Raw genomic sequence first — 14,805 nt, 5'->3', positions numbered from 1 at the left:
TCGTACGTTATTCGGCCGTTGTAAGCCGGCGCGACAGTGTCGTGGTCATTGTGTACGCGGCATATGTATATATGCCGTGATAGGGTTGTATTAGTTTGGCCTTCGGGCCCGATAGTGTTTCTGATTCATGGGTAGTTGAGGGATTAGAAAAATATTGTCTTGATGCCGTTTCAAACGAAATAATATGAAACGGCTTTTATATTCTGAATACTAAGGGAAGAAATATGAATGCCGTTGTAATTGCCGTTGCCGTGATGCTGATTTTATCGCTGGCGCGGGTGCATGTGGTGCTGAGCCTTTTGCTAGGTGCATTGGCCGGCGGATTGGCGGGTGGCTTGGGCTTGCCCAAAACCATGGAAGTGTTTCAAACAGGCCTGGCAAACGGGGCGCAGATCGCTCTTTCTTATGCCATGTTGGGTGCGTTTGCGGTGGCCATTGCCCATTCCGGTTTGCCGCAAATGTTGGCCAATGCGGTTATCCGTCGTTTAGACAATAATCATGTGCGCGATAGCGTGCCTGGTAGTGTGAATACCATCAAATGGGGTTTGTTGTTGGCGCTGCTGGCCATGAGTGTGATGAGCCAAAACCTGATTCCCATTCATATCGCCTTTATTCCGCTGATTATTCCGCCGCTGTTATTGGTATTTAACCGTATGCAAATCGACCGCCGTTTGTTGGCTTGTGTGATGACTTTCGGTTTGGTCACCACTTATATGTGGTTGCCGGTGGGATTCGGTGAAATCTTTTTAAAACAAATCTTGGTCGCCAATATTGATAAAGCAGGTTTGGATGTGGGTAATATCAATGTTGTCCAAGCGATGACGATTCCTGCTTTGGGTATGGTTGCCGGTTTGTTGATTGCCATTTTTATCAGCTACCGCAAACCGCGTATCTATCAGAACACAACCGCCGATGTCGAAGCCAATCATCAGGCTTCAAGCCAGCCGAAAATGTCGCTTTATCGCAGCATGGTGGCATTGTTGGCGATTGTGATTTCTTTTGTTGTGCAACTTTGGGCAGATTCTTTATTACTGGGTGCGATGATTGGCTTTGCCGTCTTTATGGCGGCAGGGGTTGTGCGTTGGGGTGAGGCGGATTCCGTATTCAATAGCGGCGTTAAAATGATGGCGATGATCGGCTTTATTATGATTGCCGCGCAAGGCTTTGCCGAAGTGATGAAAGCGACCGGACAGATCGAACCGTTGGTTCAGGCTTCAGCCGATATGTTTGCCGGCAATAAAGGCATGGCGGCTGTTGTGATGTTGGTGGTCGGATTGTTGGTAACCATGGGTATCGGCAGCTCGTTTTCCACTTTGCCGATTATTGCGTCGATTTATGTGCCTTTGTGTATCAGCATGGGCTTTTCACCGATGGCAACTTTGGCCATTATCGGTACGGCCGGTGCATTGGGTGACGCAGGTTCCCCCGCTTCCGATTCCACACTCGGCCCGACCTCCGGTTTGAACATGGACGGACAACACGACCACATACGCGACACGGTCATCCCCACATTCCTGCATTACAATCTGCCGCTGATGATATCCGGTTGGGTTGCCGCAATGGTATTGTAATATGGACGACTTAGAAGCCCGTGTAACCGAATTGGAAATTCAGACGGCCTTGCAGGAAGATTTGCTGGCCACGTTGAACGATACCATTGTGAAGATGCAGCAAACATTGGATTTACAACAAGCCCAATTGCGATTGCTGTATCAACGCATGCAGGAAAAAAGCCCGGGCGATGCAGACGAACCGTATAGTTTGATGGATGAAATACCGCCGCATTATTAAACGGCAAACACCATTTTCAGTTTAACTCAGATATCAGGCCGTCTGAATCCGTTTTCAGACGGCCTGAATATATATTTTTTCAATATTCAAGAATTTTACAGCGCAAATGAATATAACCGTTTTAGCCGTCGGCACCAAAATGCCGCGTTGGGTAGACGAAGCCGTTGGTGAATACGCCAAGCGTTTTGGACGCGATATCCATTACACCTTAAAAGAAATCAAGCCGGAAAAGCGCGGAGCGGGTGTGAATGCCGCCCAAGGCATGGCGGCGGAAGAAAAGCGCATTCTCGAAGCCATACCGCAGGGTGCATTTTTAGTGGTGCTCGATGAACGGGGCAAAGCGCCGACCTCGGTAGAATTGGCCGGTTATTTGAAAAACTGGCAGCAAAACGGCGAACACATCTGTTTTGTGATTGGCGGTGCCGACGGCATGACCGACCATCTCAAACAACAGGCGCGCCTAAGCATACGTTTATCCAGCTTAACGTTGCCGCACGGCATGGTACGCGTTTTGCTCACCGAACAGCTTTATCGCGCCGTTTCCATTTTAAATAATCATCCTTATCATCGTGAATGATTGCGCTTATTGATCAAGACCGGTTGAAACTTTTCAGACGGCCTTGAGCTTTAGTTTTAGCAATGCTACCGTATGGATTTTCACACATATTTGTTATAATTTCCCTACCTGTCGCCGGAGTATAGCTATGTATGAAGTGAACCGTAGTGTGTTTTTACTGATCCCGTTGGAGCCGTTTTGGAATTGGCTGCAATCTCTACCTGAAACCCCGCTGGATATTACCCTCGAAGATTTACAGGCCGATGCCAATTCTTATCTGATACGTCCTTGTGAAACAGCGGATGAAGTGTGGGACGAAATCGAAACCCGTTTCGAGCAGATTTTCGCGGCCGAACTTGCCGATTGGTGTGAAGACGAAAGCCAATGGCCCGATTTAGATGCCGATATTTTCCAAGAATGGTTTGATGTGCAGCTTTCCACCGTTGTAACCGATTTGGAACAAGAGCCGCTCGGCCGAGAGATTTTCCAACCCATTACTTTAAATTAAACTATGACGGAAATCCGCGTAAGAAGCTACCATATCGATGGTTACGGCCATGTGAATAATGCCCGCTATCTTGAGTTTCTCGAAGAGGCGCGCTGGGCTTTTTTCGAGCAGCATGACCTGCTGAATCATCTGACAGGTTTGATGATGGTGGTTTCGCGGATTGATATCCGTTATAAACGGGCGGCACAAGAAAACCAGATATTGCGTATCGATACGCATATCCGCTCGGTGGAGCGCCGTGAAGTGGTGTTAACGCAAACCATCAGCCGCAGCGATACCGGTAAAACCATGGCCGAAGCCGACATTACATTGGTGCCCGTGAGCAGCGAAAGCGGCCGGACAACGGATTTACCGCCCGAACTTTATCATTTCCTTAACCAATATAGATCATCATGAAAAAACTTCTGACTATTGCCGCCGCCCTTGTTGTCGCCGTTTTACTTGGTTTGGTGCTTTGGCCGAAAAACGAACCCGCCCAAGCCTTTTCATTGCCTGATTTAAACGGTCAAGTTGTGAACAATGATAATTTACAGGGCAAAGTCACCCTGATTAACTTCTGGTATCCGTCCTGCCCCGGTTGCGTTAGCGAGATGCCCAAGATTATTAAAACCGCCCACGATTATGAGGGTAAAGACTTCCAAGTGATTGCCATTTCTTTGCCATATGATCCGATTGAAAGTGTGCGCAATTATGCGGCCGACCGCAAACTGCCGTTTACCGTGATGTATGACGCCGATGGCAAAACGGGTAAAGATTTCGGCGTACAAGTCGCCCCGACTTCGTTCTTTATCAATAAAAAAGGCGAGTTATTAAAAACCTTTGTCGGCGAGCCGGATTTTGGCGAACTCTATAAAGCCATTGATCAGGAACTAGCCAAATAAAAACCATATAAACCAAGGCCGTCTGAATATTTTTTCAGACGGCCTTGGTTTATATCTTTATCAGATAATTGCAGAATCAGCCTTCGCGCAGAATTTTACGGATAGCGGCCAATTGGCGGCGGCTCACCGCCAATGGTTTTTCAATGTCTAAAACACGCGCGCCCCATGTGGCGTTGCTGTCGTCTTCATCGCCCGAATCCAAGCGGATTAGGCAGTCTAGAGTATGGCGGAACACCAAGGCATTACGGTGGATACGGATAATTTTATCGCCCAACAATTCTTCCCAATAAACCAGCGTTTTGGGCAGTTCGTAGCTTTGGCCGTCGCCGGTAAACAGAAATACCGTTTTGTGTTCGGCCATGAGATAACGAACCTGCTGCCAAGGGATTTCAACCATACGGTTGCGGTTAAACACTTTGAAGTGGGTAAAATCATCGGCTTTTTCGCGGTGTTTTTCATTCAGGCGTTCTAAGGCCGTCTGTAAACGCGAAACCTTAATCGGTTTAAGCAGATAATCGGCAGCAGCCAATTCAAACGCCCGCAAGGCATGTTCTTCATATGCTGTCGTAAAGATAACGTCGGGCTGTTTTTTGGCGACGCGTTTAATACGTTCGACCAGCTCGAGGCCGGTGATTTCGGGCAGTCCTATATCGGCAAAAACAATATCGGTTTCATGAACGCTCAACCAATCCAAAGCCGGTTGGGCGTGGTGAAAAATTTTCAGTAGTACGACATTACATTCTTCCAGCAGCACCCTTAGGCGCTCTGCGGCAAGAACTTCATCTTCAACAATAATAGCACTCAGCATATCTTTTCAGTCTGTCGGTTGTTTATAAACAGGTCATTCAACTTTAAATAACCGAGAAAGTCGCTTGTGACAGCATAGCGCACGGCAAAACTGCCTGATTATAGGCAGGTTAGAGTATACATACTATCCCGAACAATAACTTATATCAATATTAATTAATAAAAAACAGAAGTAGCAATCAATATATTTGCCGACAATTATTATGACTAATGAAATAAATTATAACTATCTATTTTTAATTTTAGTTTAATTTATTAAAAATTTCAAATTATAAAAATATATAGCAGAAAATTTCAAAAAATAATGATAAACCATAAGCATAAAAAGATAATCTTTATGGTGTTTTGTGTAATCGGAATACAACGGATATGCTAACGGAGCGTAAAATCAAGTTATTTTAGATAAGCAGATAGGCATAAGATAGAAGGATTTGAATATTGGGTAAAGTGAATAATGAAATAAAAAAAACCGACATTATTATAATATTATCTAATATTATATTTATGCCGGTTTGTTGCAATGAAAAGGTTAATATATGTCGTCGTAAACAGTTAGAAGCGATAGCCTACGGTAGCCATATAGGAATTATTGGTCGCTTTGTCATGATGGCGTTTATAGCGCGTTTGTTCCCATTCTACGCCGGCTTCCACATTGGGAGCCACTGCGTATTTCATACCCAAGCCGTAACCAAAGCCGTGCATGCCGCGGCTGCCATTACTTGTACCGTCGAATCTGCCGTAGTGATAGCCTAATTTACCGTATGCCATCAAATCTTGCGGAAAGCGGTAGCCGTGCACATAAGAAAGCCCTACGTCATATTTTTGTTTGATTTTGATTGGGCCGGCAGTACCTACGGTGCGGTGTACCGGTTTTAAGGCAATCTCACCGCCGCCTATCCAGTTGTTGCCCAATTCCACATTCTGACTGCCGCGGATAGCAAAATCCGCTCGGTTTTTTTCATCCAGATTGCTGTGTTTAAAATCGGTTTTGCTCACGCCTACACCGACTTCAACGCCGGTGCCGGTAAAACTTGACATAGATTGTGCAGAAACTGCTGCTGCCGAACCGGCAATCAAAACAGCCAATAATATTTTTTTCATAGCGAAGCTCCTATCAGAATAGGTTTATTATAGTGTGGTGTGGTTTTAATATGATTGAACACCAACGGTAATCCAGTGGTAATAATAAGACCCCGTTATGCCTGCCGCGTTGCAGTGATTACATGATTTCGCGCATGCTTAACATTTGTAATATCAAGTGGTTTATCGGCTGATGCATTGATTAGAGTTGGATAACCATCGGGCTGCTAAAAGAAAAAGTCATTAAGATGATTGTTTTTAAAGGGCCGTCCGAATCATATAAGAGCAAATGGTTTTTACATTGCCGCAAGCAGGTTTTTCCCGTTTATCGGGCAGTCAATAGCCTTTCAGACGGCCTTATCCATTACAATACCGTATCTTTTTTTCAGACGGCCTTATCACTATGTTTTCCGACCCAACCGCCACCACTCTTTTACAAGGCTTGAATGCCGAACAGCTTTCCGCCGTTACTTGGCCGCCCCAATCCGCATTGGTGCTTGCCGGAGCGGGCAGCGGCAAAACCCGTGTGCTCACCACCCGCATCGCTTGGTTGTTGCAAAGCGGGCAGGCCAGTGTGCATAGCATTATGGCGGTAACCTTTACCAATAAAGCCGCCAAAGAAATGCAAACCCGCCTGAGCGCCATGCTGCCGGTTAATGTGCGCGCCATGTGGTTGGGCACTTTTCACGGCTTATGCCACCGTTTTTTACGCCTACACCATAAAAACGCCGGCCTGCCCGCCACCTTTCAGATTCTCGACAGCAGCGACCAGCTCGCCCTGATTAAACGCCTGCTCAAACAGCTCAATATTGCCGAAGAAATCATCGCCCCGCGTTCGCTACAAGGCTTTATTAACGCCCAAAAAGAAAGCGGTTTGCGCGCTTCCATTTTGCAGGCGCCCGATCCGCACACCCAGCGCATGATTGAATGCTATGCCGAATACGATAAAGTCTGTTTGCGCGAAGGAGTCGTAGATTTTGCCGAACTGATGTTGCGCAGCTATGAAATCATGCAGGCCGACGAAACCCTGCGCCAACACTATCAAAACCGCTTTAACCATATTTTGGTTGATGAATTTCAAGATACCAACAAACTGCAATACGCATGGCTCAAGCTGATGGCAGGCGAGCATACCGCCGTATTTGCCGTGGGCGACGACGACCAATCCATCTACCGCTTTCGCGGCGCGCATGTCGGCAATATGACTGCTTTAATGCGTGAATTTCATATCGAAGCACCCATTAAACTCGAACAAAACTACCGTTCGGACGGCAATATTCTCACCGCCGCCAATGCCGTGATTGAAAACAATGCCGAACGCTTGGGCAAAAACCTGCGCACCGATGCCGCCGAGGGTGAAAAAATCCGCTTTTATGCCGCTTCGGTCGATACCGACGAAGCCCGTTTTATTATCGAAGAAGCGCAAAACCTACGCCGCGAAGGTTGGCCGCTCGACCAAATGGCCGTGCTCTACCGCAGCAATGCCCAATCGCGCATTCTCGAGCAAGCCCTGTTTCATGCCGGCGTACCCTATAAAATCTACGGCGGCTTGCGCTTTTATGAGCGGCAGGAAATCAAACATGCGCTGGCTTATTTGCGGCTGTCGGTCAACCCCGATGACGACAACGCCCTTTTGCGCGTGATTAATATGCCCCCGCGCGGTATCGGCGCCCGCACCATTGAAAATATTCAAGCCGCTGCCGCCGAACAAGGCATTTCCCTATGGCAGGCTGCCTGCGGTATGGGCGCGAAAGCCGCCAAAGTCGCCGCCTTTGTCCGCCTGATTGACAGCCTGCGTGAACAAGCGCCGAATGTTTCTCTGCAAGAGATGATGGTCGGCATCACCCGCGACAGCGGCCTGATAGACTATTACCAAAACCAAAAAGGCGACCATCAAGATAGGCTCGACAACCTCGACGAATTGGTCAATGCCGCTGTAGCCTTTAAGCCGTCTGAAAGCAATTTTGAAATTCTGCCCGAGAACGCCGCCGATAATCCGCTGTTCCCCATTCTCGCCTTTCTCAGCAATGCCGCATTGGAATCGGGTGAAAATCAGGCCGGGCAGGGTGAGCAGGCCATACAGCTAATGACCGTACACGCCGCCAAAGGGCTGGAATTTGATATTGTTTTTCTCAGCGGCATGGAAGAAGGGCTTTTCCCCAGCGAATACAGCCTTGCCGAACGCGGCGGCCTAGAAGAAGAGCGCCGCCTGATGTATGTCGCCATCACCCGCGCCCGCAAACGCCTGTATATCAGCATGGCACAACAACGCCTGCTGCACGGCCAAACCCATTTCGGCATTGTTTCGCGCTTTGTCGAAGAAATCCCCGAAGCCGTTGTTCACCGCTTATCATCCGCCGCCCAACGTTTTAACAGCTTTACCGACGCGCCCAAAGTGAAAAACCGCGTGGTCGAAAACTACAGCTTGCCGCAGGAATATGCCGGTTTCCGTATCGGCCAAAACGTACGCCATGCCAAATTCGGCACCGGTGTCATTATTGATGCCGTCAATAAAGGCGAATCGGCACGGCTCACGGTGAACTTCGGCAAACAGGGGGTGAAAGAGTTGGATACCAAGTTTGCGAAATTAAAGGCCGTCTGAAAAGATTTTGATGAGATGCCAACGATTTTTATACAATAAGCGGCAATATTTTGAGTGGCTAGAGAATAGATTTAAGGGAATGAAATGGAACGAAAAATAACAAGGGAAGAATTAAAGCAGATTCTTGAAAAGCATACATTATGGTTGGAAAATGATGGAGAGAAAGGCAAAAGGGCAAACCTTGAGAAAGCAAACCTTGAGGAAGTAAACCTTGAAGATGCAATCCTTAGAAGAGCATACCTTTTCAAAGCAAACCTTTTCAAAGCAAACCTTAAGGAAGCAAATCTTGAGGAAGCAAACCTTTTCAGAGCAAACCTTAAGGAAGCAAATCTTGAGGTAGCAATCCTTAGAGGGGTAAACCTTAGAGGAGCAAATCTTGAGGGAGCAAACCTTGAGAGAGCAAACCTTGAGGGAGCCACCCTTTGGGAAGCAAACCTTAAGGAAGCAAACCTTAAGGAAGCAAATCTTGAGGGGGCAATCCTTAGAGGAGCAAATCTTGAGGGAGCAAACCTTGAGGGTGCAAGCTTTTGGGGAACAACCCTTTGGGGAGCAAAGCTTAAGGGAGCAAAGCTTGAAGGAGCAAAGCTTGAAGGAGCAAATCTCGAAGGCGCAATAGGAGTTAATATTCCTAGCCGCAATACAATATCTTTAGAAACCGGTATCCGAAAGAAAGAACAAGAAATTGATCAATTAAAGAAACGATTGGAACAAGCTGGTAATAATGCGGAACAAGTGAAAGAATTACAAACTCAAATTGAGCAAGTACAAGATAAAAAACAAAAGCAAGAAAAGGAATTGGAAAGTTTAAAAAAGCAAATTGATGATTTGAAATCTCAAGAACTGAGTAAGGATATTAAAAAAGCCAAAAAATCTTTAGAAAATTCTTTAAAAAATACAGATATTCAGATTAAACATAATCAAGAATATGCGGAGTTGGCTGGTTTGTTGGGCGCACTAATTTTAATCATATCGTTAATGTTATTAATAATTATCCCTTTGTTTCTGTGGGGATATGATTTATTTCCTAAAAACAACTGGCATATTATTTTCTACACTTTCCCCGTCATTACTTTAATTCTGATTGCTACCACACTATTGCGCCATCAAAAAGCCCTGCTTAATGAAGTGCGCTATTTTTCAGCCATGAAACACCAAATCGAGTTATACAGCGGTTTATTGAAAGCATCACAACACGCCGCCGCAGGATTGGGTAATCCGGAAAAATCTGCCGAATATGTGCAGGAAACCTTTACCCAAATCCGCGACCGCTTGCTGTCTATGCAGCCTTTTCAGTATCAAGCCGATGCTCAAAGCGAAGACAAACGCAGTCAGGATGATTTGGGTTCAAGCGGCGTTTTACGATTAGTAGAAAAAATTATTGATTGGGCTAGTAAGAACGGTTATAAGAGCAGCTAATTAAAGGCTTTATATTATCTTTATATTATAAAGAGGCCGTCTGAAAACGTTTCAGACGGCCTAATCATTTAACTATGCATTATCGCGAATACTTTTCTTAAGAAGCAAAAGTAGCGGCAGAGCTTTCAGATAATGGTGGCAAATTTAAAGAGAACAGTTTGTTAGCGTTTTCACGGCCAATGCGCAATTTAGATTGGTTGTCCATTAAGAGATCGTCAAACCAACGTGAACCGGCGTCCATGTGTTCGTAAGGATAGTCGGTAGAGAACATCACGCGTTCAATGCCCACTTGTTCAATGGCTTCCAATAAAGGTTTGGAGTGGAAGTGGCCACTGGTGGTTAAGTGGAAGTTGTTGGCCAAATAGTAGCCGGTGCGGTGTTTGGCTTTAGAACCTTTGGCACCAAAGCGTTGCATATCCAATCGGTGTTGCAGGCGGGGCAGCATGTAGGGCAGGCCTTCACCTAAGTGGCCTAAGATCACTTGCAGGGTAGGATAACGGTCGAATAAACCGCTCAACATCAATCTCACGGCATGGCTGGCTGTTTCATAACCAAAGCCCCAAGCGGAGCCCACTAATTCGGGATAGCCTTGAATAGAACGGCGTTGGCTCGGCAGCGGTTCGCGCGGGTGCAGATACATAGGCACATTCAATTTCACCATGCGTTCCCAGAATACATCTAAAGGTGCTTCGTCTAAGTATTGAACTTGTTCGTTAGGGCCTACGTTGGTGTAGCCGTTAATCAATACGCCTTTTAAGCCCAGTTTGGTCACGGCGCGTTCCAACTCGTCGGCGGCAGCCTCGGGGTTTTGTAAAGCCACGGAAGCAAAAGAAGTCAGGCGGGTAGGATGTTTTTGAATAAACGAATGGGCATAATCGTTGGCAGAACGTGCCAATTCAACGGCTTCTTCGGGGTCTTCAATGGATTGAACACCGGGAGAAGTTAAAGACATAATACAAACCTCGATACCGGCACGATCCATTTCGGCCACACAAAGATCGGGGTCGCTCAATTTGCGTTTAACATCTTTTGAATACTCTACGCCGTTGCGATCTTCTTCGCCTTTGGCATCCCAATATTTATTATTTAATTCGGTTGAGAAGTGCTCTTCAAGGGCAATTTTACCTTCCATGATTAACTCCTTATCATATGAGTTGAAAAGACTAGATGACAAAGCAAAAATAATTATCTAGTGGAACTATCATACTCTCAAGAAATGCCAATGTGTAATAAATTAACGAAATTTAAAATGCGTATGGAAACTGTATAGATTGAATACGGTTTCATATTGTTTTTGTGATGGGGTACGGATTAAGGTTATGGATATTATTAAACAACAAAGGCCGTCTGAATGGTTTTCAGACGGCCTTTAATAATTTTAAACATACCTTTGTCTATTGTGCCTTTACCGCGTTAGCCGTATCCCTCATAATGCGGCTGATTCGTTTCATTAACTTTTAAAATTGACTTCCAAGAAGGAACACCGCTATGGCATTTTTGAAATTAACCGAACAAAACGTACAAGGCAAAACCGTATTAATCCGCTCCGATATGAATGTGCCTTTTAAAGACGGAAAAATCAGCAACGATACCCGTATCCGCGCATCTTTGGCTTCGATTCGGTATTGCTTGGATAACGGTGCGTCTGTGATTGTGATGTCGCATTTGGGTCGGCCGACCGAGGGCGAGTTTCACTCTGAAGACGATGTCGCCCCTGTCGCAGCGCATTTGGGCAGCTTATTGGGCAAGGAAGTAAAAGTATTGAACGACTGGCGTGAAAACAAACCTGTTTTAGCGGCCGGCGAAGTGGCGATGCTGCAAAACGTGCGCATTAATAAAGGTGAAAAGAAAAACGATACCGAGCTGGGTCAGGCTTATGCGGCTTTGTGCGATGTGTTTGTGAACGATGCCTTCGGTACGGCGCACCGTGCACAGGCTTCTACCGAAGCGGTGGCACGTTTCGCTCCGGTAGCTTGTGCCGGCGTATTGTTGGCGGATGAATTGGATGCTTTGGGCAAAGCCCTGAAAAACCCTGCCCGCCCGTTAGTAGCGATTGTGGCCGGCAGCAAGGTTTCTACCAAATTAACCATTCTCGAAAGCTTGACCGATAAAGTTGATCAACTGATTGTCGGCGGCGGCATTGCCAATACTTTCTTATTGGCACAAGGAAAGTCTATCGGTAAATCATTGGCCGAGCATGATTTGGTGGGTGAGTCTAAAAAGATTATGGAAAAAATGGCGGCCAAAGGCGGCGTCGTGCCGTTGCCGAGCGATGTGGTGGTGGCGAAAACGTTTGCCGCCGATGCCGAAGCAACCGTTAAATCAATTGATGAAGTGGCCGAAGACGATATGATTCTGGATATCGGGCCGAAGTCTGCTGCCGTATTGGCAGAAGCGCTGAATGCTGCCGGCACCATTGTTTGGAACGGCCCGGTCGGGGTGTTTGAGTTTGATGCGTTTGCCGGCGGCACCGAAGTATTGGCTAAAGCAATTGCCGAAAGCAAAGCATTTTCGATTGCGGGTGGCGGCGATACTTTGGCAGCGATTGCCAAATTCGGCGTTACCGAAAAAATCAGCTATATTTCTACCGGCGGCGGCGCATTCTTAGAGTTTTTAGAGGGCAAAACACTGCCCGCCGTGGCTGTATTGGAACAACGTGCGTAAGTATCGAGTATCTTAATAAATATAAATAGCTAAGGCCGTCTGAAACCGTTTCAGACGGCCTGTTTGATTATTGAGGTTGATTGAATATTAAAAAAACTCAATCATGTTGTTAAAACAGTGTTTGACATAATCGGGTAAGATATAGTGTGATTATCTTTACACTGGCTGCATTGTGGCTACTTTTTTAAAGCAGGCAGAAGCAGGCGAATAGGCGGTTTGTGTGGTAGCAATTCAATTATTGAAAAGGCTTAGAAGTTAAATATGACTATTTATTTTTTGGGCGGCGGCAACATGGCCGAAGCCATTGCCAGCGGCTTAGTGCGACAAGGCGGTTATCAGATTCATATTGCCAACCGTGGCGCGGAAAAACGTGAACGTTTGGCGAAAACCTTAGGCGTGGCCGTGTCGGAAAGATTACCCGCATTAAATGCCGATGATATTTTGGTGCTGGCGGTGAAACCGCAAGATATGCAGTCGGCGTGTGAAGGTGTGGAAACCAATGGTGCGCTGGTGTTGTCGGTAGCAGCGGGCTTAAGTGTGAATACCCTGAGCAGTTATTTGAATGGTACGCGCCGTATTATTAGAACCATGCCGAACACGCCCGGACGGGTTGGGTTAGGCGTGTCGGGCTTATTTGCCGCAGATGGCGTAAGCGATGCCGATAAACAAGCGGCAGAGACGGTGATGTCGGCAATAGGGCAGGTGGTTTGGCTGGCCGATGAAGCGCAAATACACGCGATTACCGGAATTACCGGCAGCGGCCCCGCTTATGTGTTTTATCTCATGAATGCGTTGCAAGAAGCGGCAGTGGCACAAGGCTTTGATAATGAAACCGCGCGGCAGCTCAGTTTAGCCACCTTTAAAGGAGCCGTCGGTTTGGCTGGGCAAAGCGGGGAAGCGTTTGGCGTATTGCAACAAAATGTAACATCCAAAGGCGGCACCACCTTTGCCGCTCTTGAAACTTTTAAAGAACGGGAAGTCGCCCAAGCGATTGGTGCCGGTGTAGATGCATGTGTCGCCCGTTCAAAAGAAATTGCACAACAATTCGAGGCAGGTAAATGATCGCAAAATTATTGATTCTGTTTTCAGACGGCCTCTCTATTGTTTGTTTGGCGCGTTGTTTGCTGCAATGGGCGCAATTGGAATATAAGCACCCGCTCGCACAATTTTGCGCCCATACCACCGATTGGTTGGTTCAGCCGTTGCGCAAAGTGACACCGCCGATCGGTCGTTGGGATACTGCTTGCGTATTGGCTTCGATTTTAATCTACTATCTGGCGTTCACCTTGATATCGCTGATTGCCTTACCGGGCGGTTTCAGCATCAAAATTATTGCCGCCAATATGTTTTTCACTGTTTTAAGTGTTTTAAAAGCAGTTGCTTATGTTTTATTACTGGGATTGGTATTAAGAATGGTGATGAGTTTTCAAAAACCATACGCTTCTTTACAAGTATCTTTGCATAGAATATTTGAACCATTATCAAAACCATTTGTCTTTTTAAAATTCGGACGCTACGATTTTTCAGGAAGCGTTTTGGTGGTTGTGTTGTGGTTTTGGTTGAGTGCAATCCTGCCACAGTTAACAAGCAAACTAAATTTATGGTTGTTGAATTGATTTATCAAGAAGTTAACTCTGCCATGTTACCTGTCCGCAAATAAAACCATAATTTGCGGGGTAGGAAATATAAGGTGCATAAATAAAATTATGTTATGATGCCATCCGCCTAACGGCGAGTTAATTTATCGAAGAATCAATAACAAACTAACAGTAGCGATGATTGGCTTAAAAAGTTACTCATGGCAATAGGGAAAAGAAGGAATCATCATGGCAAAGCTGACAGAACAAGATATCCTCAATTGGAATGGTCCTGAAGAGGACTACATGAACCCAGACCAATTAGAATTTTTTCGTGAGCTGTTGATTAAGCTGCAAGATGAATTAATCGATAATGCCACAACGACAACCGGCCATCTGAAAGAGCATGAGTCTGCTCCTGACCCTGCCGATCGTGCTACTCAGGAAGAAGAATACGCCTTAGAGTTGCGTACCCGTGATCGCGAACGTAAACTTTTGAGCAAAATTCAAGCATCTATCCGCAGAATTGACGAAGGCGAATATGGTTTCTGCCAAGATACCGGAGAGCCGATTGGTCTGAAACGATTATTGGCCCGTCCAACCGCTACACTGTCGGTAGAAGCACAAGAGCGTCGCGAACAGCTTAAAAAACAATTTGCAGATTAATTAAAGCGTATTTAATTTTTGCTTTAAAATAAAAATGCCTTTTTATCACCGTTTGGTTGTGCAGACAATGTGATAAAAAGGCATTTTTGTCGGATGTTTATTTTGATTCACAGCCGGTTGTAAAACTTCCTTCAAAAAATTCTCAAGATAAACAAAGTAGTGATGATATGTTGGATATTTTTGAGTTATCGGGTATTGACTGGATGTTTTTGAGTCGGTATAGTTCGGTTTCTTCGCTGCCGGGACGGTAGCGGGAA

Annotated in this window: 16 protein-coding genes; 12 read left to right on the top strand and 4 right to left on the bottom strand. The window is 46.0% G+C overall.

Going from position 1 to position 14,805, the window contains the following annotated elements; all coding sequences use genetic code 11:
• The first annotated feature begins 224 nt into the window (after positions 1-224).
• The 6 genes from NXS09_RS09670 (at position 225) to NXS09_RS09645 (ending at position 3,736) form a co-directional block, all read left to right on the top strand.
• The gene (locus NXS09_RS09670) at positions 225-1,571 is read left to right on the top strand and encodes a Na+/H+ antiporter family protein (RefSeq protein ID WP_259292318.1); all 1,347 of its coding nucleotides are present in this window, start codon (positions 225-227) and stop codon (positions 1,569-1,571) included.
• Between the two features lies 1 nt (position 1,572).
• Entirely contained in the window at positions 1,573-1,791 is a 219-nt protein-coding gene (locus NXS09_RS09665; RefSeq protein ID WP_151049326.1) for a SlyX family protein, read from the top strand.
• A 106-nt stretch (positions 1,792-1,897) separates the two neighbouring features.
• Positions 1,898-2,368 (top strand): 23S rRNA (pseudouridine(1915)-N(3))-methyltransferase RlmH, encoded by a 471-nt coding sequence (gene rlmH, locus NXS09_RS09660; RefSeq protein WP_259292317.1) that lies wholly within the window; start codon positions 1,898-1,900, stop codon positions 2,366-2,368.
• A gap of 127 nt (positions 2,369-2,495) precedes the next feature.
• Complete coding sequence (locus NXS09_RS09655; RefSeq protein WP_259292316.1) at positions 2,496-2,855, top strand: VacJ; 360 nt, start codon at positions 2,496-2,498, stop codon at positions 2,853-2,855.
• Positions 2,856-2,858: 3 nt separating this feature from the next.
• Positions 2,859-3,251, top strand: coding sequence for an acyl-CoA thioesterase (locus NXS09_RS09650; protein ID WP_259292315.1), 393 nt, complete (start codon positions 2,859-2,861; stop codon positions 3,249-3,251).
• Entirely contained in the window at positions 3,248-3,736 is a 489-nt protein-coding gene (locus tag NXS09_RS09645) for a TlpA disulfide reductase family protein (RefSeq protein WP_259292314.1), read from the top strand. The genes NXS09_RS09650 and NXS09_RS09645 overlap by 4 nt, the downstream gene beginning before the upstream one ends.
• 76 nt (positions 3,737-3,812) lie before the next feature.
• On the opposite strand, the gene NXS09_RS09640 is transcribed toward NXS09_RS09645, so the two are convergent.
• Positions 3,813-4,544 (bottom strand): LytR/AlgR family response regulator transcription factor, encoded by a 732-nt coding sequence (locus NXS09_RS09640; RefSeq protein ID WP_259292313.1) that lies wholly within the window; start codon positions 4,542-4,544, stop codon positions 3,813-3,815.
• 551 nt (positions 4,545-5,095) lie between these two features.
• Complete coding sequence (locus NXS09_RS09635; RefSeq protein WP_259292312.1) at positions 5,096-5,644, bottom strand: porin family protein; 549 nt, start codon at positions 5,642-5,644, stop codon at positions 5,096-5,098.
• Positions 5,645-6,026: 382 nt separating this feature from the next.
• Here NXS09_RS09635 and NXS09_RS09630 point away from each other — a divergent pair, with 382 nt between their 5' ends.
• Complete coding sequence (locus NXS09_RS09630) at positions 6,027-8,225, top strand: UvrD-helicase domain-containing protein (protein WP_259292311.1); 2,199 nt, start codon at positions 6,027-6,029, stop codon at positions 8,223-8,225.
• Positions 8,226-8,309: 84 nt separating this feature from the next.
• Entirely contained in the window at positions 8,310-9,641 is a 1,332-nt protein-coding gene (locus tag NXS09_RS09625; protein ID WP_259292310.1) for a pentapeptide repeat-containing protein, read from the top strand.
• A 97-nt stretch (positions 9,642-9,738) separates the two neighbouring features.
• Here the strand turns inward: NXS09_RS09625 and NXS09_RS09620 are convergent, their stop codons facing one another.
• Positions 9,739-10,773, bottom strand: a complete 1,035-nt coding sequence (locus tag NXS09_RS09620; protein ID WP_259292309.1) for an amidohydrolase family protein — start codon at positions 10,771-10,773, stop codon at positions 9,739-9,741.
• 356 nt (positions 10,774-11,129) lie between these two features.
• On the opposite strand from NXS09_RS09620, the gene NXS09_RS09615 reads away from it, so the two are divergent.
• From NXS09_RS09615 to dksA, 4 genes are all read left to right on the top strand, one after another.
• On the top strand, positions 11,130-12,305 hold the full coding sequence (locus NXS09_RS09615; protein ID WP_259292308.1) for a phosphoglycerate kinase: 1,176 nt from the start codon (positions 11,130-11,132) through the stop codon (positions 12,303-12,305).
• 261 nt (positions 12,306-12,566) lie between these two features.
• Positions 12,567-13,367, top strand: a complete 801-nt coding sequence (gene proC / locus NXS09_RS09610) for a pyrroline-5-carboxylate reductase (protein WP_259292307.1) — start codon at positions 12,567-12,569, stop codon at positions 13,365-13,367.
• The gene (locus NXS09_RS09605; RefSeq protein WP_259292306.1) at positions 13,364-13,921 is read left to right on the top strand and encodes a YggT family protein; all 558 of its coding nucleotides are present in this window, start codon (positions 13,364-13,366) and stop codon (positions 13,919-13,921) included. Before proC ends, NXS09_RS09605 begins: the two co-directional genes overlap by 4 nt.
• A gap of 210 nt (positions 13,922-14,131) precedes the next feature.
• Positions 14,132-14,548 carry an RNA polymerase-binding protein DksA gene (dksA, locus tag NXS09_RS09600; protein ID WP_259292305.1) on the top strand — a complete coding sequence of 139 codons (417 nt, stop codon included), beginning with the start codon at positions 14,132-14,134 and terminating at the stop codon, positions 14,546-14,548.
• A gap of 45 nt (positions 14,549-14,593) precedes the next feature.
• Here the strand turns inward: dksA and NXS09_RS09595 are convergent.
• Positions 14,594-14,805: hypothetical protein (locus tag NXS09_RS09595; RefSeq protein ID WP_259292304.1), on the bottom strand; the 212-nt coding region annotated here is incomplete at its 5' end.

Origin of the sequence: Neisseria montereyensis (genome assembly GCF_024834045.1) — a bacterium.
GTDB lineage: Bacteria > Pseudomonadota > Gammaproteobacteria > Burkholderiales > Neisseriaceae > Neisseria > Neisseria montereyensis.
This window is presented reverse-complemented; position numbering and strand designations above follow the sequence as displayed.

Bases quoted from the DNA above. Each gene is read 5' to 3' on its own strand.
- NXS09_RS09670 (WP_259292318.1), top strand. From the start codon at position 225: ATGAATGCCGTTGTAATTGCCGTTGCCGTGATGCTGATTTTATCGCTG.
- NXS09_RS09665 (WP_151049326.1), top strand. From the start codon at position 1,573: ATGGACGACTTAGAAGCCCGTGTAACCGAATTGGAAATTCAGACGGCC.
- rlmH (WP_259292317.1), top strand. From the start codon at position 1,898: ATGAATATAACCGTTTTAGCCGTCGGCACCAAAATGCCGCGTTGGGTA.
- NXS09_RS09655 (WP_259292316.1), top strand. From the start codon at position 2,496: ATGTATGAAGTGAACCGTAGTGTGTTTTTACTGATCCCGTTGGAGCCG.
- NXS09_RS09650 (WP_259292315.1), top strand. From the start codon at position 2,859: ATGACGGAAATCCGCGTAAGAAGCTACCATATCGATGGTTACGGCCAT.
- NXS09_RS09645 (WP_259292314.1), top strand. From the start codon at position 3,248: ATGAAAAAACTTCTGACTATTGCCGCCGCCCTTGTTGTCGCCGTTTTA.
- NXS09_RS09640 (WP_259292313.1), bottom strand. From the start codon at position 4,544: ATGCTGAGTGCTATTATTGTTGAAGATGAAGTTCTTGCCGCAGAGCGC.
- NXS09_RS09635 (WP_259292312.1), bottom strand. From the start codon at position 5,644: ATGAAAAAAATATTATTGGCTGTTTTGATTGCCGGTTCGGCAGCAGCA.
- NXS09_RS09630 (WP_259292311.1), top strand. From the start codon at position 6,027: ATGTTTTCCGACCCAACCGCCACCACTCTTTTACAAGGCTTGAATGCC.
- NXS09_RS09625 (WP_259292310.1), top strand. From the start codon at position 8,310: ATGGAACGAAAAATAACAAGGGAAGAATTAAAGCAGATTCTTGAAAAG.
- NXS09_RS09620 (WP_259292309.1), bottom strand. From the start codon at position 10,773: ATGGAAGGTAAAATTGCCCTTGAAGAGCACTTCTCAACCGAATTAAAT.
- NXS09_RS09615 (WP_259292308.1), top strand. From the start codon at position 11,130: ATGGCATTTTTGAAATTAACCGAACAAAACGTACAAGGCAAAACCGTA.
- proC (WP_259292307.1), top strand. From the start codon at position 12,567: ATGACTATTTATTTTTTGGGCGGCGGCAACATGGCCGAAGCCATTGCC.
- NXS09_RS09605 (WP_259292306.1), top strand. From the start codon at position 13,364: ATGATCGCAAAATTATTGATTCTGTTTTCAGACGGCCTCTCTATTGTT.
- dksA (WP_259292305.1), top strand. From the start codon at position 14,132: ATGGCAAAGCTGACAGAACAAGATATCCTCAATTGGAATGGTCCTGAA.